Genomic DNA, 17,952 nt, shown 5'->3' on the forward strand with positions numbered 1-17,952 from the left:
AAATAGTATACGTTTTTTGTTGGTCCGTGCCCCGGATGCGGCGCATCCGGGGCACGAGCGGCGCGAGCTTAGCTCTTGATGTCGGCAGCCCAGGTCTTCTCGATCAGCTGAACGACCGGGTCCGGCATCGGGATGTAGTCGAGCTCTTCAGCCGCCTTGCCGCCGCTCTTGAAGGCCCAGCGGAAGAACTTGATGGCTTCCTGCGAGGCCGCCTTGTCGGTGGCGTCCTTGTGCATGAGGATGAAGGTCGCCGCCGTGATCGGCCAGGACTTCTCGCCGGGCTGGTCGGTCAGGATGACGTAGTAGCCGGGAGCCTTGGCCCAGTCGGCGTTGGCGGCGGCCGCCTGGAAGGCTTCGACGGTGGGCTGCACCGGCTTGCCGGCCTTGTTGACGAGACCGGTGTAGGTCAGCTTGTTCTGCTTGGCATAGGCGTACTCGACATAGCCGATCGAGTTCTTGGTCTGGCTGATGTTGCCGGACACGCCTTCGTTGCCCTTGGCGCCGACGCCGACCGGCCATTCGACGGCGGTGCCTTCACCGACCTTGCTCTTCCAGTCCGCGCTGGCCTTGGCGAGGTAGTTGGTGAAGTTGAAGGTGGTGCCCGAACCGTCCGAACGGCGGACCACGGTTATGGCCTCCGAGGGCAGCTTCACGTTCGGGTTCAGCTTCTTGATCGCCGCGTCGTCCCATTTGGTGATCTTGCCGAGATAGATGCTGGCCAGGGTCTCGCCGTCGAACACCATCTCACCGGGCTTCACGCCCTCGATGTTGACGACGGGCACGATGGCGCCCATGACCATCGGCCACTGGACGAGGCCGTCCTTCTCGAGCTGCTCGGCCTTGAGCGGCGCGTCGCTGGCGCCGAACGTCACGGTCTTGGCCTGGATCTGCTTGATGCCGCCGCCGGAGCCGATCGACTGGTAGTTCAGACCGTTGCCGGTCTCCTTCTTGTAGGCGTCAGCCCATTTGGAATAGATCGGGAACGGGAACGTCGCACCGGCTCCGGTGATGTCGGCAGCAAAGGCCGCCGTCGTCGATGCGGCGACCATGCCAGCAGCGACGAGTGTTTTGAGGAAATTCATGCTGGTCTCCATACAGGGGAGCGAAGCGCCATCAGCGCCCGATCGCGCTCCCCGTGCCGCCCCTTTAGGAGCGGACAGCTGAGCTTTTACGAAGGTTTGGTGACAGTCGGATGACAGTCTTAAGCATTTGAAAATGCTGGTATTTAGCTCAAAGCCGCAGGCTTGCCCTGGGGAAAACAAGCGGTGAAAGTGGCGCCCTGTTTGGGCACGCTTTCGATCAGAAGCCGGCCGCGATGGCGGTTAACAATATGTTTCACCAGCGATAATCCGAGGCCGGTGCCGCCCTGCGAGCGGCTGTCGCCGACATCGACCCGGTAGAAGCGCTCGGTCAGCCGCGGCAAATGCTCCGGCGCGATGCCGGGGCCGAAATCCCGGACCATGACCCGGATTTCCTGAGTTCCATCAGGGGCGGCGCCTGATATCAGCGACACGATGACGCGACCGCCCGAAGCGCCGTATTTGAGCGCGTTCTCGATCAAATTCTCGAACAGGCGGAGCAGCTCCTCGCGGTCGCCCGCGATCAGCACCGGGGTCTCAGGCAGTTGGGTCTCGACCTCGACCTGACGTTCCCGCGCCAGCGGCTCGAGCCCATCGGCGACCTGCAAGATGATCGGAAGCAGATCGACCAGGGTGTCGGGCCGCACATGGGCCGACAGCTCCACCCGTGAGAGCGAGAGCAGATCGTCGATCAGGCGCGCCATCCGGGTGGCCTGGTTGTGCATGATGCCGAGGAACCGCTCGCGCGCCTTGGGATCGTCCTTGGCCTGGCCCTGGAGCGTGTCGATGAAGCCGGACAGCGCGGCCAGCGGCGTGCGCAGCTCGTGGCTAGCATTGGCGACGAAATCGGCCCGCATCTCCTCGACCCGGCGCAGCGGCGTCTGGTCGTGGAAGGTCATCAGCATGCATTTGTCGGCGCCGCCGAAGGTGGTCGGCACCGGCACCGGCGTGATGGTCAGCTCCATCCAGCGATCGACCGGGACATGGTCGAGATAGGTCGCGCGCCGCGGCTCGGTGGTCGCGATCGACTCGCGTAGCGCCGTGATGATCTCGGGCGAGCGCAGCGCGAACTGAGCGAGCTCATTCCGGCGTAGCGCCGGCGCGAGCTGGGCGGCCGCGGCGTTGAGATGGATGACGCGGCCGGCACGGTCGAGCAGCACCGCGGGATCGGGCATGCCGGCGACCACCGCGGCCACCGCCGCGCTCTCGACCGGGTTGACGCGGCGGGTCTCTTCGCGCGAGGCGGCGGTATCGTGCAGGCGCCACGGGATCAGCGCTGCGGCCGCGATGCAGAGGAACACCGCGATCGCATGCAGCGCCGACAATTCGCCCAGCGAGACCACCACCGACAGCGCCAGCGCCGCGGCGATCAGGATGACGGTCGAGTGCCGCAGCCGGTCGGACCAGGGCTGGGCGGAGGGAGAAGATGGGGCGTCGATCGCCATCGGGGCGGGCTTCTCCAAAGGACCTTGCGCCGGTCAGGCGCCGCTGTCGCTGCGCTTCCTCACGTAAGCGGCTTCAGGCGCGGGGCCGGGATCGAGCTTGAGCGCGGCCTGCTGCAGGCGTTTCGATCGTGCACCGATGATAACTTCGCGAAACGTCAGCAAGATTACAGAAATGACGAAAGGGGATAGATAATAGAGGACGCGGAACAGCAGCATCCCGCCCAGCAGCTCCTCGCGGTCCATCTGCCAGAGCCCGACCAGCATGGCCGCGTCGAACACACCAAGGCCTCCGGGCGAGTGGCTGGCAAAGCCGAGCAGCGTGGCCGAGACGAAGATCACCGCGACCACCACGAAGCCGAGATTGGGCTCGTCCGGGACCAGCACGTACATCGCGAGCGCGCAGAAGCCGAGATCGATGATGCCGATCGCGATCTGGAGCAGCGTCAGCGGGCCGCCCGGCAGCATCACGGTCCAGGGCCCGCGGCCCACCATACGGGGCTGGGTCCAGACCCAGACCACGTAAGCGACGAGCCCGACGAGGATCATCATCGCCAGCGTCCGGTTCAGCCACGGCGGAAGCATGTCGATCGAGGCCGCAGCCTCCGGATGATAGGAGATGCCGAGGCCCAGCACCGCGGCATTGCCGAGCCAGAAGGTTAGGCCGGCGAGGAAGCAGATCTTTGCGACGTCGATCGCGTTCAGCCCATAGGCGGAATAGATGCGGTAGCGCACCGCGCCGCCGGTGAAGACGCTGGCGCCGACATTGTGGCCAATCGAATAGCTGGTGAAGGCGGCGAGCGCGTTGATCCGATAGGGCACGTGGGGGTGGCCGATCGCGCGCACGGCGAACAGGTCATAGAAGGTCAGCGTGAAATAGCCCGCGGCGACGAACAGCGCCGCCATCGCAATCTGGCTCGGCTCGGTGCTCTTGATCGCTTCGAGGACTTCGTTGACATCGATGCCGCGCAGCATGTGGTAGAGCACATAGCAAGCGATGCCAATGACCGCGACGCTGATCACAACTCCAAGCTTATGCAGGATTTGCTTCTGGCGCAGAAACGACATCGCCCTGCGTACGGCTTCCAGCATCTAAACCTCGAACAACGCTTCAGCGGCCAGGGTGGCCGGCGAACAGGCGGACGACACGCAGGCACCCGACGAACCCTCGCTGCCGGTCCCGGCATCGCGCATACCCGCTATCCCTCCACTAGCGCGTTTCCGGGCGGAGTGGAATTCGGCAATTCGAACAAAAACTCGTGCCTTCAATATTTTAGGCAGGGTTGCGGGCTCCTGATGCACGGTTTGGCGCTTTCGGCGGCAAGACTGACGCGAATCTCCATGGCAATCCTGCGCAGTGGCCATGAAGTTTTGATGATTTCGACCGCACAATGTTCCGTCACGGCTTAAGCCGACGTCAATCTATGGGGTACCCCCGCCTGTTGAAAGAGGGGTGGCCGGAGCGTTTGTTCACGGTTTTCGATGTGCCGGGAGGGTCGCGCAGCCGCGCTCCTGACTTCCGCAGTCAGGGTGCACGGCAACATCACAGAGTGGCAGGCGGCGCGGTGCGCGAGACCACCCGGTCGCGCAGCCAGGCGCCGATGGCGCCGCCGACGAGATAGCAGGCGAACATGATCAGGCCGAGGTCGAGCCAGTAGCCGAAGCGGCCGGGGACCACGCGCGCGAACGAGACCGCGACCAGGCCGGCAGCAAGCACGGCGAGCCAGCGCGCGGTCACCTTCGAGGTGCCGTTGCCGCGCTGGACCACCGAGATCCAGCCCATGCAGAAGCCGAGCAGCAGCGAGCCTATCAGCCAGCCCAGATGGAACGAGACGAGATAGGGCATCGTCACCTCACCAGAAATTCGATGCGGCGGTTCTGCGCCTTGGCGTCTTCGCTGTCATTGCCGGCAACCGGCTGCGTGCTGCCGTAGCCGACCGCGGTGAAGCGGCTGGCAGGCAGGCCGGCCTTGACCAGATAGTCGATCACCGCCTGCGCGCGCTTCTCCGAGAGTGCCTGGTTGAAGGAATCCTCGCCGTCGGCATCGGTATGCCCGGCGACCTCGATATTGGTGGTCGGGCATCGCAGCGCCGTTTCGATCAGATGATCGAGAATGCCGGCGGAATCCGGATCGATGTCAGCGCGCTTCGCCCCGAAGCGAATCTTGGCCTTGGCCAAAAGCTCGGAGAACAATTGCTGGCACACGGTGCCGTCGACCGGGCCGGCCGCGGGTTTCACCGTGATTTCCGGCTTGTACTGCCAGTTCTTCGGGAAATCCGTGCCGAGACCTGCGCGGATGTCGTTGGCGGCACCTTCATAGAGCGCATCGCCCGACAGCTTCACCTCGCGGTCGGACACGACGAGCGTGCCGGTCGACAGTCGCGACAGCGCGCCGAGCGCTGCGACCACGGCGGGGCTGAAGGAGCCGGGCGCACCGACGCTGCCCTTGAGATTATCGACGACCTTTTCGTTGAAGAATTTCCGAGACGCGCTGGTGGCGATGGCCGCGTGGACATTGTTGTCGGGAACATAGCCGGTCAGCGTCACCGTCGCAGCCACCGGATCCTTGTAGGCCTGAAAGACGTAAGGCGGCGCCTTGACCTCGTTGGCGGCGATCGAAAAGCCCTCGGGCAGGTTTTTGAGCGCCGCTGCGACCGCTTCGCGGCCGCCGAGATCGCGCGCCATGCCCGACAGAGTGACCTTGGTGTCTGTGATGGTGATCTTGCCGTCCTTGAGCTTGCCGATCTGGTCGAGCAGCAGCATCGCAGCCGCCTCGAACCGGGGAGGCGCGCCGCGCGCCAAACCCATCTGATCGGCCACCTCGGTGCCTCCGACTTCCTTGCGGGCCGCCTCGGTCAGGCGGCCCTTCATCGACGGCAGGGGGGCGGAGCCCGACAGCGTCACCCGCACCACGTCGCGTTCGGCGTTCCAGACGAACGGTTTTGCCTCGGGAACGAGGCGGGTCCGGTCGTCGACCAGGCGCACGCCGGGCACGGTCTCGACCGCCACAACAGCGTCGCGGCGCCCCTCCTCGGAAAACGCGTCCGCAGCCAGGCTGACGTCGCGGCCGTCCACCGCGATCCGGGTCTTGTCCAGAACGGTATCCTTTAATGCCGCCGAGCTGCGGGCGGAAAGGTCCGCCTCGACCGGCGAAGTATTATTCCAGGCCGCAAATCCCCACATGACGGCCAGGGGGATCAGCCCTGGCCACCATTTGCTGGCCCACCTGAAAAGCTTCTGCATTCGACGACCCGAACTCTGGAACCGGAGACAAAACAAACCCTTGGCGGGCTGTCAAACCGGAAATGACGCCCTTCCGAAGGCCGGGCGTGACAATTGGAATAACTTTTTCTTCAAGGGTTCTTCCGTAAGTTGAAGACGGAATGCCAAAGTCCGCCAGCGGGTCATGAAACAACTTCGTAACAACGTCATCCGCGCCGGGCTGGAAGCACTCTATTTCAGCGGCGCCCACCACCTGTTGCGCCCGCTTTTGTCGGGCGTTGGCGCCATTTTCATGCTGCATCACGTGCGGCCGGCCCGCGACGCGGCGTTCCAGCCAAACAGGCATCTCGAAGTCACCCCCGAATTCCTGCGCGCGACACTCCGCCATCTGCGCTCGCGCGAGATCGACATCGTCAGCATGGACGAGCTGCATGATCGGCTGGTGCGGCGCCGGTTCGACCGTCGCTTCGCCGCCTTCACACTCGACGATGGCTATCGCGACAATCTCGATTTTGCGCTGCCGGTTCTGCGCGAATTTGACGCGCCCTTGGCGGTCTATGTCGCGAGCGATTTCGCCGAGGGCACGGGTCGGCTGTGGTGGGAGGCGCTGGAGGCGGTGATCGCCAAGGCCGAGCAGATCGAGGTGACAATCGGCAATGCCGCGCTGCGGCTCGATGCGACGACGCCAGCCGCCAAGCAGGCGGCGTTCGACCGCCTGCACGACTGGTTGCGCGCATTGCCCGGCGAGCACGATCTCAAGCGCGAGATCGAGGCGCTCTGCACGAAGTACGGCGTCGACATGGCCGCGCTGTGCCGCAGCCTCTGCCTGTCCTGGGACGAGGTGAAGACATTTGCCGCCGATCCCCTGGTCACGATCGGCGCGCATTCCATCAGCCATTGCAATCTCGCCAAGCAAAGCGAAGAGATCGCCACGCAGGAGATGGCCGTGAGCCGCGCGCGGATCGAGCAGGCGCTCGGCCGCAATGTCCAGCATCTTGCCTATCCCTACGGCGATCGCGAGGCGGCGGGCGAGCGTGAATTCGCGCTCGCCGCATCCGCCGGCTTCAAGACCGCGGTGACGACGCGGCCCGGGATGCTGTTCGCCGAAAACGCCGGCCACATGACCGCGTTGCCACGGGTCTCGCTCAACGGCAATTACCAGGACAGGCGGATTCTGCCGGTGCTGACCTCGGGCGCCGCGACCGCGATGTGGAACGGCTTCCGCAGGATCGCGGCGGCTTAACCGTCGTCCCGGCGAAGGCCGGGACCCATACCGCGTGATCCGTCGATTGCGTTTGGTGCCAATCTCGAACGACCAGCCTTCGCCAAAGTTCTCCCTGGGGTTATGGGTCCCGGGCCCCGTGCGCAATTGCGCACTAGGCCGGGACGACACCGAGTTAGCTGGACGGCTATCGCCTCGTGGTCCCGCCGTTCCTTGACTCCCCTCCCCACCCGCGCTCAAAACGTCACAAACAACGGGAGGCACCATGTTCAACGATCTGTTCTCGCTCAAAGGCCGCGTCGCGCTGGTGACCGGCGGTTCGCGCGGCATCGGCAAGATGATCGCGGCGGGATTTCTCAGCGCCGGGGCCGCGAAGGTCTACATCACCGCGCGCAAGGCCGGGCCTTGCGAAGCCACCGCGAACGAGCTCTCCGCACAATATGACGGCGAATGCATCGCGCTGCCGATCGACATCTCGACGCTGGCCGGCGCCGAGCTGCTTGCGAGCGAATTCGGGAAGCGCGAGCCAAAACTCGACATCCTCGTCAACAATGCGGGCGCGGCCTGGGGCGCGGAGTTCGACGAGTTTCCGGAGAGCGGCTGGGACAAGGTGATGAACCTCAACCTCAAGGCGCCGTTCTTCCTGACCAAGGCGCTGGCGCCCACGCTGCGCGCGGCGGCATCAGTAGAGCGGCCGGCGAAAGTGATCAACATCGCCTCGATCGACGGCATCTTCGTCAATCCGGGCGAGACCTATTCCTACGCGGCGAGCAAGGCGGGGCTGATCCATTTGACGCGGCGCATGGCCGTGAAGCTGATCGGCGACCACATCGTTGTCACCGCGATCGCGCCGGGCCCGTTCAAATCCGACATGAACCGCGCCGCACGCGATCATGCCGACGAGGTCTCGACGCGCGTGCCCGCGGGCCGCGTCGGCACCGACGAGGACATGGCGGGCGCGGCGATCTATCTGGCCTCTCGCGCAGGAGATTATGTGGTGGGCGCGACCATCGCGGTGGACGGCGGCATTGTCTATGCGAACCCGGGTATCAAGGGGAGCGGGTGGGATAGTTGAGGCAACCGCCCGCGCTTCAAATTCCGGTGTCGTCCCGGCGCAGGCCGGGACCCATACCGCGGAATCTATCGATCGTCGCCGGTAGGCGTACCGAACGACGTATCTCCGCCAAACTATTCTTTGTGGTTATGGGTCCCGGCCTGCGCCGGGACGACAACGAAGTTGTGACGCGGCCATAGCCCCTCTTGAGCAGCCCCTACGACTCGATCCTCACATACTCGAAATCGCCGGGCTTGTTGTCGATGCCGACTTTCGGCGGCGAGATCCATGAGGCGAACTGACCGGTCTCGGTGACGGGCTGCATCAGCGAGGTGATGAAGTCGCCGTCGGCGGTCGATGGCAGCCATTCGTCCTTGCGCTTCGCCCAGGTGGCATCGTCGATCAGAATGCCGTCGGGCGTGGCGTGGATGCCCTTGAACTCGCCGATATGGCGATGGAAGGCGACGTTGGGCAGCTTGAGCTGAAACTGGTAGCCCGCGGTCGAGATCACCTTGTTCCAGCGCAGCATGCCCTTGACGCAATCCTGGCTGTAATCGTCGCGCAGGCGCATGTTGAGCGCGGTCAGCGCCGGCTCGTCCACCAGCTTGATCTCGCCGTCGATGAACTTCAGCACCGGATAGGTGGCGTTCTTGAGCTGATGATCGTCGTCGATCTGGGTCTCGTGATAGCGGCCCTTGATGCCGGTGTTGAAGGCGTTCGCCGCGTTGGTGGAGACTTCCGAGCCAAACAGATCGAGCGACAGCGTATAGTGCAGGTTCAGCTTCTTTTGGATGGTCGGCAGGTCGATCACGCCGAGCGCGCGGACCTTCGCGATGTCGGTGGGATCGGTGATGCCGGCTTCCCGCATTGCATCGCAGGTGCGCTGCACGACGCGGGTGATGCCGGTCTCGCCGACGAACATGTGGTGCGCTTCTTCCGTCAGCATGAAGCGGCAGGTGCGCGACAGCGGATCGAAGCCGGACTGCGCCAGCGAGTGCAACTGCATCTTGCCGTCGCGGTCGGTAAAGTAGGTGAACATGAAGAAGGACAGCCAGTCCGGCGTCGCCTCGTTGAAGGCGCCCAGCATGCGTGGCGAGTCAGCATCACCCGAGCGGCGGCGCAACAAATCGTCAGCCTCTTCACGTCCGTCGCGACCAAAGTACTTTTGCAGCAGGTACACCATCGCCCAGAGGTGACGGCCTTCCTCGACATTGACCTGGAACAGATTGCGCATGTCGTACAGCGAGGGCGCGGTCTTGCCGAGGTGGCGCTGCTGCTCGACCGAGGCAGGCTCGGTGTCGCCCTGGATCACGATCAGACGGCGCAGCATGGCGCGATATTCACCCGGGACTTCCTGCCAGGCCGGCTCGCCAAAATGCTCGCCGAACGGCACGACGCGGTTCTCTTCCTGGGGAGCAAGGAGAATGCCCCAGCGATACTCGGGCATCCGCACGTAGTCGAACTTGGCCCAACCGCGCGGATCGACCGAATAAGCGGTGCGCAAGTACACCAGCGATTCCTGGAAGCCTTCCGGCCCCATGTCTTTCCACCAGTCCATGTAGCCGGGATGCCAGCCCTCCAGCGCTTTGAGCACCTGGCGGTCTTCGGCCAGATTGACGTTGTTCGGAATCTTGGTCGAGTAGTCGACGTTCATGATGTTCGCGTTCATGGCCGTGCTCCTTGGTCTGTCTTCTGTCCCGGACGCTGCGCAGCGCGAAGCGGTGCGCTGCAGAGCCGGGACCCATTGTTCGGTCCACATGAGTCCCGGTTCTGCGCAGCGTCACTTCGTGCCGCAGCGCGCCCGGGACACGAGAGTCATCACACCCGCGTCATATCAAATTTCGGCTTCTGCCCGCTGCCGTAGCGGCGCAGCGCGCCTTCCTCGCCGACCGCGTTGGGGCGCTGGAAGATCCAGTTCTGCCACGCGGTGAGGCGCGAGAAGATTTTCGACTCCATCGTCTCGGGGCCAACGAAGCGAAGGCTCGCTTCCATGCCGGTGAGGCTGTCGGGCGAGAAGCTGGCGCGTTCCTCCAGGAACACGCGGACCTCGTCGTCCCAGTCGATGTCGTCGAGCGCGAAGGTGACGAGACCGAGCTCTTCCGCCTGCTCGGCGTCCAGCGCCGTGCCCATCGTGGCTTCCGCGCGTTCCACATCGGCCGGATCGGCCTGGAAGCGCGACTGAAGCCGCGTCAGGCCATGGCTCATCGGATACGGGCCAAAATTCATCGTTGACAGTTCGATCGACGGCGGCGGGCGGTTGTCACCCTGCCGCGTGCCGATCAGCATGTAGGAGCGGTCGGCGGCGAAGACGAGCTCGGCCAGCGTGCCGGCGAAGCAGGAGCCGGGCTCGACCAGCGTCACCAGCGTGCGCGAGGTGACGTCGATGCGCTTCAAGACCCGCTTCCAATAGTGCCTGATTTCGTTGACCAGCCAATGCGCCTTGTTGGCTTCGAGGAAGGCGTCGCAGGCGAGCACATGGGCGCGGTCGCCATGGCTCTTGAACACCAGCATGGCGGTCTCGAGCTCGTTGATGCGCAAATGCAGGATGGCATCGTCGAGTTCGCGCGCGACCTGGAGCGGCCAGAACGCGACACCCTGCGCCATCATGCCGTCGATGTCGGCGGGCGGCGCAGCTTCAGGCGCCTTGATCGAGATCGTGGCGATGCGCGCGGCGCGGTCGATGTCGACGGTGACAAAGCCGTAGCGGATGCTGGTCTCATCGATGATGCGCTTGAGCGGCGTCAGCGCGATGCCCTTGCCGCTGCCCTTGCGCTTCGAGCTGTCGGCGAATTCCCTGGCGCGCTCGGCAACCTTGCCTTCGAGCTTGCTGTTCGGCGCGATCTCGTCGACCAGGCGCCATTGCACGGCGCGCTTGCCCTTCACGCCTTCCTCGATGGTGCAGAAGAAATCTGCGTGATCGCGGCGCACCTTGCGCTTGTCGACCACACGCGTGAGGCCGCCGGTGCCCGGCAGCACCGCGAGCAGCGGCACTTCGGGCAAGGCGACGGCGGACGCGCCGTCATCGGCGAGCATGATGTAGTCGGTGGCGAGCGCGAGCTCGTAGCCGCCGCCGGCGGCCGAGCCGTTCACGACGGTGATGAAGCGCTGGCCGGAATTCTCCGACGAGTCTTCCATGCCGTTGCGGGTCTCGTTGGTGAACTTGCAGAAATTGACCTTGTGGGCATGCGTCGAGCCCGCGAGCATGCGGATGTTGGCGCCGGCGCAGAACACGCGGTTCTTGGCCGAGCGCATCACCACGACCTTCACGTCGGGGTGCTCGAAGCGCAGGCGCTGGACCGCGTCGGCAAGCTCGATGTCGACGCCGAGATCGTAGGAATTGAGCTTGAGCAGATAGCCCTCGAACAGGCCGCCATTCTCATCGACGTCCATGGTCAGGGTGGCGACGTCACCGTCGACCGCGAGCTTCCAGTGCCGGTAGCGGGACGGCTCGGTCTGGAAATCGATGAATGTCGCGCCGCCTGCGAGGCGCCGATCTTCCCCGGCCATGGGCCACCCTTGAGCTTGATTATGCGTTTTGGCTGTCGTGTTAGATGCACAATAGTGCACATTTTCAGGCGAGTCTATCCCTTAAACGAGAGAACATGCATTTTGTTTCATGTCTTCGCGCAAGGCCGCTGCTGCAAATTGCTCAATCGCGTCAAGCGTCTGTCCGGGAGCTTCGCGGTGGGGAGAATGCGCCGCGCCTGAAATGACGTTCAAATCGACTGGGCAATAGCATTCCTGCTGCGCGATCTCGGCCTGATGCAGCGTCCCGTATTGGTCGTCCACGCCTTGAAGGACCAGCACCGGAACGCGGATGTAGGCGAGATATTCCGAGATGTCCCAATCGCGGAACTTAGGGTCGAGCCAGGCGGCGTTCCAGCCGTAGAAGGCGTTGTCGACGTCCTTGTGCCAGCGCGCGAGCTTTGCCTTCAGGTCAGTGGCCTCGAAGGTAGTCTTGATGTCCGCAATCGACTTCACCGAGATGTCCTCGACGATGAAATGCGGCGCGATCAGCACGAGGCCGTTCAGGCGATGATCCTGATGCGCGCCGGCATAGATCGTCGCGATCGAGGCGCCGTCGGAATGGCCGAGCAGCAGGCCGCGCCTGAAGCCGATCGCGTCGAGGATCTTCGGCAGCACGTCCAGTGCTTCGCGCTGCATGTAGTCGAGCGGCCGCGGCAGCGCGACCTTGCTCGACTGGCCGTAGCCCGCGCGCGAATAGACGAAGATGCCGGCGGAGGTTGCCTGCTGGAGCTTTTCCGGGAAGTCACCCCAGAGCCCGACGGAGCCGAGGCCTTCGTGCAGCATGACAATGGTGGGTGCATCGGCGGATTGCGGCGCCAGCCATTTGTATTCGAGGCTGGCGTTGCCGATGCTGAGGAAGCCGGTGGGGGCGAGGTTGGTCATGCTGTCGTTTCCATTCACTCCGTCATTCCGGACAACTCGCGAAGCGAGTTGATCCGGAATCTCGACGTTGCAGTCCTTGCAGTCCATAGCTCGAGATTCCGGGTTCGCGCTTTGCGCGCCCCGGAATGACGGAGCCGCTCAGTTCGCCCCGTCCCGCAGCTTGAACCGCTGAATCTTTCCCGTCGCCGTCTTCGGCAGCGAGTCCACCACGTCGATCCAGCGCGGATATTTCCACGGGCCGATCTTCTGCTTGACGTGATCCTTGAGCAGCTCCTGCAGGCCCGTCGTCGTCGCGCCGGGGCGTAGCACGACGAAGGCCTTCGGCTTCAGCAGACCTTCCGGATCGGCTTCGGGCACGACGGCAGCTTCCAGCACGGCGGGATGCGTGATCAGCGCGCTCTCGACCTCGAAGGGCGAGACCCAGATGCCGGAAACCTTGAACATGTCGTCGGCGCGGCCGCAGAAGGTGTAACGGCCCTCGGCATCCCTGACATATTTGTCGCCGGTGCGGGTCCACGGACCCTCGAACGTGCGGCGACTCTTGTGGCGCTGGTTCCAGTAGCCCTCGCCGGCGGAAGGCGCATCGACCAGCAGCTCGCCGACCTCGCCGTCGGCGACATCCTGTCCGGCCTCGTTGACGAGCCGCACCGCATAGCCAGGCACTGGCTTACCCGAGGAGCCGTATTTGATGTCGCCGGGCGCGTTCGACAGGAAGATGTGCAACAGCTCGGTCGAGCCGACGCCGTCGAGAATGTCGACGCCGAAGCGCGCCTTCCAGCTGTTGCCGACGGACTCCGGCAGCGCCTCGCCGGCCGAGGTGCAGATACGCAGGGCGCCGCCGCCGCGCTCGCCCTTCATCGCCTCGTCGTTGAGCATCGCCGCGAACAGCGTCGGCACGCCGTAGAAGATCGAGGGCTTGTAGCGGTTCATCAGGTCGAACATGCGCGCCGGCGTCTGCCGTTCGCTGTTGAGCACGACAGTTGCGCCGACCGACATCGGGAAGGTCAACGCGTTGCCGAGGCCATAGGCGAAGAACAGCTTTGCGGCGGAGAGACATACATCACTCTCGCGGATGCCGAGCACCTGGTTGGCGTAAGTATCGGCGGTCGCCTGCATGTTCGAATGGATGTGGCGTACACCCTTGGGCATGCCCGTCGAGCCGGACGAATAGAGCCAGAACGCCGGCTCGTCGGGATGCGTCGCGGCGGTGGTGAATTTGTCGCTCTCGTCCGCGAGCTCCTCGGCCAGCTGCTTGTGGCCGTTCTGCTTGGCGCCGGACACGACGACGTGCTCGAGATCCGGCATGCGGCCGACGACGTCCCTGATGACGGGATAGAGCGCTTCCGACACGAACAGCACGCGCGCGCGGCAGTCGGAGAGGATGTAGGCGTATTGATCCGGTGTCAGCAGCGTGTTGAGCGGCACCGGCACGATGCCGGCGCGGATCGCGCCCAGGAACACGATCGGAAAGTCGACCGTATCCAGCATGATCATCGCCACACGCTCTTCTCGGCGGACGCCGAGCCGGCGCAGCATGTTGGCGGTGCGCCGCGTTTCGCGCGCCAGCTCGCCATAGGTGAGCCGCGAGACGGTGTCGTCGAAGGCGAGCTTGTTGCCGCGTCCCTCCTCGACGTTCCGGTCGAGCAGCCAGGTCACCACGTTATAGGATCCCTCGCTCACGGTCGTCTCCCCCGATTTTAGAATTATAATTCATAGAAAGACACTGCATCGGCTTGCTGTCAATGCTATCAGGCATTATGTTTCATTTAAATGCGCCGCAGGACATCCGCTAAAGAAAAGTCCATGACCGACAGTCCCGACGCCGAATCCCAATTTCTCGAACAGCTCGGCCAGCGCGTGCGCACCATGCGCGCGCTGCGCGGCATGTCGCGCAAGGTGCTCGCCAAGGTATCGGGAATATCGGAGCGCTACATCGCGCAGCTCGAAAGCGGCAAGGGCAACGTCTCCATCGTGCTGCTCCGCCGCGTCTCCGACGCGATGGGCGCGCATCTCGAAGACCTGCTTCCCTCGGCCGATCCGACCCCGGACTGGCAGATGTTTCGCGATCTCCTGCGCAAGGCGACGCCGGCGCAGATCGCGCAGGCCAAGGATCTGCTCGCGGGCGGCAGCGCGTCGGCGCCACGGCGCGCCCCGTTCTGCGGCATCGCGCTGATCGGGCTGCGCGGCGCCGGCAAATCCACGCTTGGGCGGATGCTGGCGAAGAAGGTCGGCTGGAGTTTTGTCGAACTCAACAAGGAGGTCGAGCAGCAGAACGGCCTCTCGGTCGCCGAGATCATCGCGCTCTATGGCCAGGAAGGTTTTCGCCGCATGGAGCAGGCGGCGCTGCAACAGCTGCTCGCGCGCAACGAGCTGATGGTGCTGGCGACCGGCGGCGGCATCGTCTCGGAGCCCCTGACCTTCGACCAGATCCTGTCGTCGTTCTACACGATCTGGCTGAAGGCCGAGCCCGAGGAGCACATGGCCCGTGTCCGCCGCCAGGGCGATTTGCGCCCGATGGCCGACGACCGCTCCGCCATGGCGGAGCTGCGCAACATCCTCTTGAGCCGCGAGCCGCTGTATGCGCGCGCGACGGCGGTGGTGGACACGGCGGGACTGTCCGTCGATGCCGCTGCCGCGCGCCTGATCGATGCGGTGCGCCCGGTGCTGCAAAACGAAGCGCGCAGCTTCGGGCTGCGCAGCGTGGCGCTGTAGGTCTGAGCTCCCATGACCGATAGCGACGTCGCAATCTCCATGTTCGAGCGGGTCGGCGGCAGCGCCACGATCGATCGGCTGGTCGATCGCTTCTACCAGCGGATGGATACGCTGCCGGAGGCCCAAATAATCCGCGCGATGCACGCCGCCGATCTCGGCCTGATCAGGGACGTGCTGAAGCGCTATCTCACCGAATGGACCGGCGGGCCGAAACTCTACTCGGTCGAGAAGGGCCATCCACGGCTGCGCCAGCGCCACATCGGCTTTGCCATCGGCGATGCCGAGCGCGACGCGTGGATGCTCTGCATGCGCGGCGCGCTGGAGGAAGCTGTTGTGGACGCTGCCGCGCGGCAGGACCTCGACAAGGCGTTGTCCGGTCTCGCCGACTGGATGCGCAACCGGTAGCGATTTGCACGGACGCGTAGCCCGGATGAGCGAAGCGACATCCGGGTCTTCACGATGACTTTCCCGGGTATCACTTCGCTCACCCGGGCTACAAGAGTTGCGACCGCACCGCCTCCGCGCTCTGACGCAACAATGGCAAAAACCGCTCGATCAATTCCTGCTCCGGCACGCGGTCGACATGGGCGCCCATGTTGACGGCAGCGACGATCACGCCGTCGTAGCGGCGGACGGGGACCGAGATCGAGCGGAAATGCGGCTCGGCCTCGCGATCGACCAGCGCATAACCCTGCGCACGGTCGGCGAGGACGCGCGCGAGCAATGCCTTGGGATCGGTCTCCGTGTGCGGCGTCAGAGCCTCGCGCGTCATCGCTTTCAGACGCGCAGCTAGCTCGGCATCGTCGAGTTGACCGAGCATGGCGCGGCCGACCGAGGTGCAGAAGGCCGGCAGGCGGTAGCCGATGTCCAGCCCCCCTGAAAACATCCGCGCCGGACTGCTGCGCGCGATGAACACGACCTCATCGCCGTCGAGCACCGCGAGCGAGGAGATTTCGTTGGCCGCCGTCGCGACGCGATCGAGCACCGGTTGCAGAACCGTGACGAGCTGGCTCGACCGCAGATACGATGCCGCCAGTGTCAGCACATGCGGCGTCAGCGAGAACAGCTTGCCGTCGCCACTGACGAAGCCGCCGCGCTGGAGCGTGAACAGCATGCGCCGTGCGGTGGCGCGTGGAAGCTCCGCGGCACGGGCGAGATCGCTGAGTGTCATCGGGCCGGCCGCGGTGCCGAAGCATTGCAGCAGGCGCAGGCCGCGATCGAGGCTCTCGACGAAATCCGTCGCGCGCTCGTCGCTCTCGCTTCGCTTCAGCTTGGGCATGGCGTTGGGACATTCCTGCAAAATAGTGCTTGCTGCCAGAACGAGGCATGGCATAATTCGCCCATTCGTTCAATAGGCGAACAAACGCCCCTCCACAAAGGACGCGACTGCCATGATGAGCCAGGAGCAGAACGACCTGATCACCCGCACCGGTCCGAAGGACCCCTGCGGAAAGCTGATGCGGAGCTACTGGCAGCCGGCGGCGCTGGTGGACGAACTCGACGGCGATCGCCCGATCCGCCCGGTCAAACTGCTCGGCGAGAATCTCGTGCTGTTCCGCGACGAAACCGGGCGCTACGGCCTGATCGATCGCCACTGCGCGCATCGCGGCGCCGATCTCGCCTTCGGACGGCTCGAGCATGGCGGCCTGCGCTGCGCCTTCCATGGCTGGCTGTTCGACGCCACCGGGCAATGCATCGAGACGCCGGCTGAGCCGAAGGACTCAAAGCTCTGCCAGAACATCCGTCAGCGCTCTTATCCGGTGGTGGAGAAGAGCGGCATCCTCTGGGCCTGGCTTGGCGAGGGTGAACCGCCGGCCTTTCCGGAGCTCGACTGTTTCGTCGCGCCCGATACCCACACCTTTGCCTTCAAGGGGCACATGGCCTGCAACTGGCTCCAGGCCCTCGAAGTCGGCATCGATCCCGCGCACGCCTCCTATCTGCATCGTTTCTTCGAGGACGAGGACACCTCCACGGCCTACGGCAAGCAGTTCCGCGGCGCTTCGGCCGGCTCCGATCTGCCGATGACAAAAATCCTGCGCGAGTACGACCGCCCGATCATCAATGTCGAGCACACCGAATACGGCCTGCGGCTGATCGCGCTGCGCGAGATCGACGAGGAGCGCACCCATGTGCGTGTCACCAACCAGCTCTTCCCGCACGGCTTCGTCATCCCCATGAGTACCGAGATGACGATCACGCAGTGGCACGTGCCGGTCGACGACGAGAATTGCTACTGGTACGCGATCTTCACGAGCTATTCGAACCCCGTCGACAAGAAGAAGATGCGCGACCAGCGGCTCGAGCTCTATGAGCTGCCGGACTACAAATCCCGCAAGAACAGGGCCAACGATTACGGCTTCGACGCGCACGAGCAGCAGACGGCGACCTATACCGGCATGGGCACCGACATCAACGTCCACGACCAGTGGGCGGTGGAATCGATGGGCGCGATCCAGGACCGCACCAGCGAGCACCTCGGCACGAGCGACAAGGCGATCGTGCAGTATCGCCGCCTGCTGCGGCAGGAGATCGAGAAGGTCGCAGGCGGCGAGAAGCCGATGCTGCATCTCGACGAGGCCACCGCACGTTCGATCCAGGGCCCGGCGACCATGGACGGCATCGGGCCGACCCGAGGCTGGGAGATCTACTGGATGGAAGTCGACGTCAAGCGCCGCCGCAGCGCGCCGTGGACGGCGCCGGTGCCGAAGGAGATCGCGGACAACGTGCACCGGCTGACGGCTGCGGAGTGAGGCTTGGTGCATATCTCTCCTTCGTCATTGCGAGCGCAGCGAAGCAATCCAGACTGTCTCC

General features: G+C 64.5%; 15 protein-coding genes. 5 read left to right on the forward strand and 10 right to left on the reverse strand.

Annotated features, from left to right (window positions below; all coding sequences use genetic code 11):
- Positions 1-68 precede the first annotated feature (68 nt).
- The 5 genes from pstS to C7G41_RS03875 all read right to left on the reverse strand — a co-directional run bounded on the left by pstS (position 69) and on the right by C7G41_RS03875 (position 5,764).
- The gene (gene pstS, locus C7G41_RS03855; RefSeq protein ID WP_106941486.1) at positions 69-1,082 is read right to left on the reverse strand and encodes a phosphate ABC transporter substrate-binding protein PstS; all 1,014 of its coding nucleotides are present in this window, start codon (positions 1,080-1,082) and stop codon (positions 69-71) included.
- A 143-nt stretch (positions 1,083-1,225) separates the two neighbouring features.
- Positions 1,226-2,524, reverse strand: a complete 1,299-nt coding sequence (locus C7G41_RS03860) for an ATP-binding protein (protein ID WP_106941292.1) — start codon at positions 2,522-2,524, stop codon at positions 1,226-1,228.
- Positions 2,525-2,557: 33 nt separating this feature from the next.
- Positions 2,558-3,613 (reverse strand): lysylphosphatidylglycerol synthase domain-containing protein, encoded by a 1,056-nt coding sequence (locus C7G41_RS03865; protein ID WP_106941293.1) that lies wholly within the window; start codon positions 3,611-3,613, stop codon positions 2,558-2,560.
- Positions 3,614-4,064: 451 nt separating this feature from the next.
- Complete coding sequence (locus tag C7G41_RS03870; RefSeq protein ID WP_199198115.1) at positions 4,065-4,367, reverse strand: hypothetical protein; 303 nt, start codon at positions 4,365-4,367, stop codon at positions 4,065-4,067.
- Between the two features lie 2 nt (positions 4,368-4,369).
- Entirely contained in the window at positions 4,370-5,764 is a 1,395-nt protein-coding gene (locus C7G41_RS03875) for an OmpA family protein (protein WP_106941295.1), read from the reverse strand.
- Between the two features lie 163 nt (positions 5,765-5,927).
- Between C7G41_RS03875 and C7G41_RS03880 the strand changes: the two genes are divergently transcribed.
- Positions 5,928-6,986, forward strand: coding sequence for a polysaccharide deacetylase family protein (locus C7G41_RS03880; protein WP_106941296.1), 1,059 nt, complete (start codon positions 5,928-5,930; stop codon positions 6,984-6,986).
- Positions 6,987-7,230: 244 nt separating this feature from the next.
- The gene (locus C7G41_RS03885; protein WP_106941297.1) at positions 7,231-8,040 is read left to right on the forward strand and encodes an SDR family oxidoreductase; all 810 of its coding nucleotides are present in this window, start codon (positions 7,231-7,233) and stop codon (positions 8,038-8,040) included.
- 196 nt (positions 8,041-8,236) lie between these two features.
- Here the strand turns inward: C7G41_RS03885 and boxB are convergent, their stop codons facing one another.
- The 4 genes from boxB to C7G41_RS03910 form a co-directional block, all read right to left on the reverse strand.
- On the reverse strand, positions 8,237-9,688 hold the full coding sequence (gene boxB / locus C7G41_RS03895; protein WP_106941298.1) for a benzoyl-CoA 2,3-epoxidase subunit BoxB: 1,452 nt from the start codon (positions 9,686-9,688) through the stop codon (positions 8,237-8,239).
- A 149-nt stretch (positions 9,689-9,837) separates the two neighbouring features.
- Positions 9,838-11,526: a 2,3-epoxybenzoyl-CoA dihydrolase gene (gene boxC / locus C7G41_RS03900; RefSeq protein ID WP_106941299.1), complete on the reverse strand. Its 1,689-nt coding sequence runs from the start codon at positions 11,524-11,526 to the stop codon at positions 9,838-9,840.
- Positions 11,527-11,607: 81 nt separating this feature from the next.
- Complete coding sequence (locus C7G41_RS03905; RefSeq protein ID WP_199198116.1) at positions 11,608-12,429, reverse strand: alpha/beta fold hydrolase; 822 nt, start codon at positions 12,427-12,429, stop codon at positions 11,608-11,610.
- 138 nt (positions 12,430-12,567) lie between these two features.
- Complete coding sequence (locus tag C7G41_RS03910; RefSeq protein ID WP_106941300.1) at positions 12,568-14,109, reverse strand: benzoate-CoA ligase family protein; 1,542 nt, start codon at positions 14,107-14,109, stop codon at positions 12,568-12,570.
- 90 nt (positions 14,110-14,199) lie between these two features.
- Here C7G41_RS03910 and C7G41_RS03915 point away from each other — a divergent pair, with 90 nt between their 5' ends.
- On the forward strand, positions 14,200-15,141 hold the full coding sequence (locus C7G41_RS03915) for a helix-turn-helix transcriptional regulator (protein WP_106941301.1): 942 nt from the start codon (positions 14,200-14,202) through the stop codon (positions 15,139-15,141).
- A 12-nt stretch (positions 15,142-15,153) separates the two neighbouring features.
- Positions 15,154-15,546, forward strand: a complete 393-nt coding sequence (locus C7G41_RS03920) for a group II truncated hemoglobin (protein WP_106941302.1) — start codon at positions 15,154-15,156, stop codon at positions 15,544-15,546.
- 88 nt (positions 15,547-15,634) lie between these two features.
- Here C7G41_RS03920 and C7G41_RS03925 read toward each other — a convergent pair whose 3' ends face one another.
- Complete coding sequence (locus tag C7G41_RS03925) at positions 15,635-16,420, reverse strand: IclR family transcriptional regulator C-terminal domain-containing protein (RefSeq protein ID WP_106941303.1); 786 nt, start codon at positions 16,418-16,420, stop codon at positions 15,635-15,637.
- 112 nt (positions 16,421-16,532) lie between these two features.
- Here C7G41_RS03925 and C7G41_RS03930 point away from each other — a divergent pair, with 112 nt between their 5' ends.
- The gene (locus tag C7G41_RS03930; protein ID WP_106941304.1) at positions 16,533-17,891 is read left to right on the forward strand and encodes an aromatic ring-hydroxylating dioxygenase subunit alpha; all 1,359 of its coding nucleotides are present in this window, start codon (positions 16,533-16,535) and stop codon (positions 17,889-17,891) included.
- The last annotated feature ends 61 nt before the right edge of the window (positions 17,892-17,952 follow it).

This window comes from Bradyrhizobium sp. MOS002, assembly GCF_003020115.1.
Taxonomy (GTDB): domain Bacteria; phylum Pseudomonadota; class Alphaproteobacteria; order Rhizobiales; family Xanthobacteraceae; genus Bradyrhizobium.

Coding starts and splice junctions, on each gene's coding strand:
- C7G41_RS03860 (WP_106941292.1), bottom strand. CDS start 2,524: ATGGCGATCGACGCCCCATCTTCTCCCTCCGCCCAGCCCTGGTCCGAC.
- C7G41_RS03885 (WP_106941297.1), top strand. CDS start 7,231: ATGTTCAACGATCTGTTCTCGCTCAAAGGCCGCGTCGCGCTGGTGACC.
- C7G41_RS03915 (WP_106941301.1), top strand. CDS start 14,200: ATGCGCCGCAGGACATCCGCTAAAGAAAAGTCCATGACCGACAGTCCC.
- pstS (WP_106941486.1), bottom strand. CDS start 1,082: ATGAATTTCCTCAAAACACTCGTCGCTGCTGGCATGGTCGCCGCATCG.
- C7G41_RS03870 (WP_199198115.1), bottom strand. CDS start 4,367: ATGCCCTATCTCGTCTCGTTCCATCTGGGCTGGCTGATAGGCTCGCTG.
- C7G41_RS03865 (WP_106941293.1), bottom strand. CDS start 3,613: ATGCTGGAAGCCGTACGCAGGGCGATGTCGTTTCTGCGCCAGAAGCAA.
- C7G41_RS03925 (WP_106941303.1), bottom strand. CDS start 16,420: ATGCCCAAGCTGAAGCGAAGCGAGAGCGACGAGCGCGCGACGGATTTC.
- C7G41_RS03920 (WP_106941302.1), top strand. CDS start 15,154: ATGACCGATAGCGACGTCGCAATCTCCATGTTCGAGCGGGTCGGCGGC.
- C7G41_RS03880 (WP_106941296.1), top strand. CDS start 5,928: ATGAAACAACTTCGTAACAACGTCATCCGCGCCGGGCTGGAAGCACTC.
- C7G41_RS03875 (WP_106941295.1), bottom strand. CDS start 5,764: ATGCAGAAGCTTTTCAGGTGGGCCAGCAAATGGTGGCCAGGGCTGATC.
- C7G41_RS03905 (WP_199198116.1), bottom strand. CDS start 12,429: ATGACCAACCTCGCCCCCACCGGCTTCCTCAGCATCGGCAACGCCAGC.
- boxB (WP_106941298.1), bottom strand. CDS start 9,688: ATGAACGCGAACATCATGAACGTCGACTACTCGACCAAGATTCCGAAC.
- C7G41_RS03930 (WP_106941304.1), top strand. CDS start 16,533: ATGATGAGCCAGGAGCAGAACGACCTGATCACCCGCACCGGTCCGAAG.
- boxC (WP_106941299.1), bottom strand. CDS start 11,526: ATGGCCGGGGAAGATCGGCGCCTCGCAGGCGGCGCGACATTCATCGAT.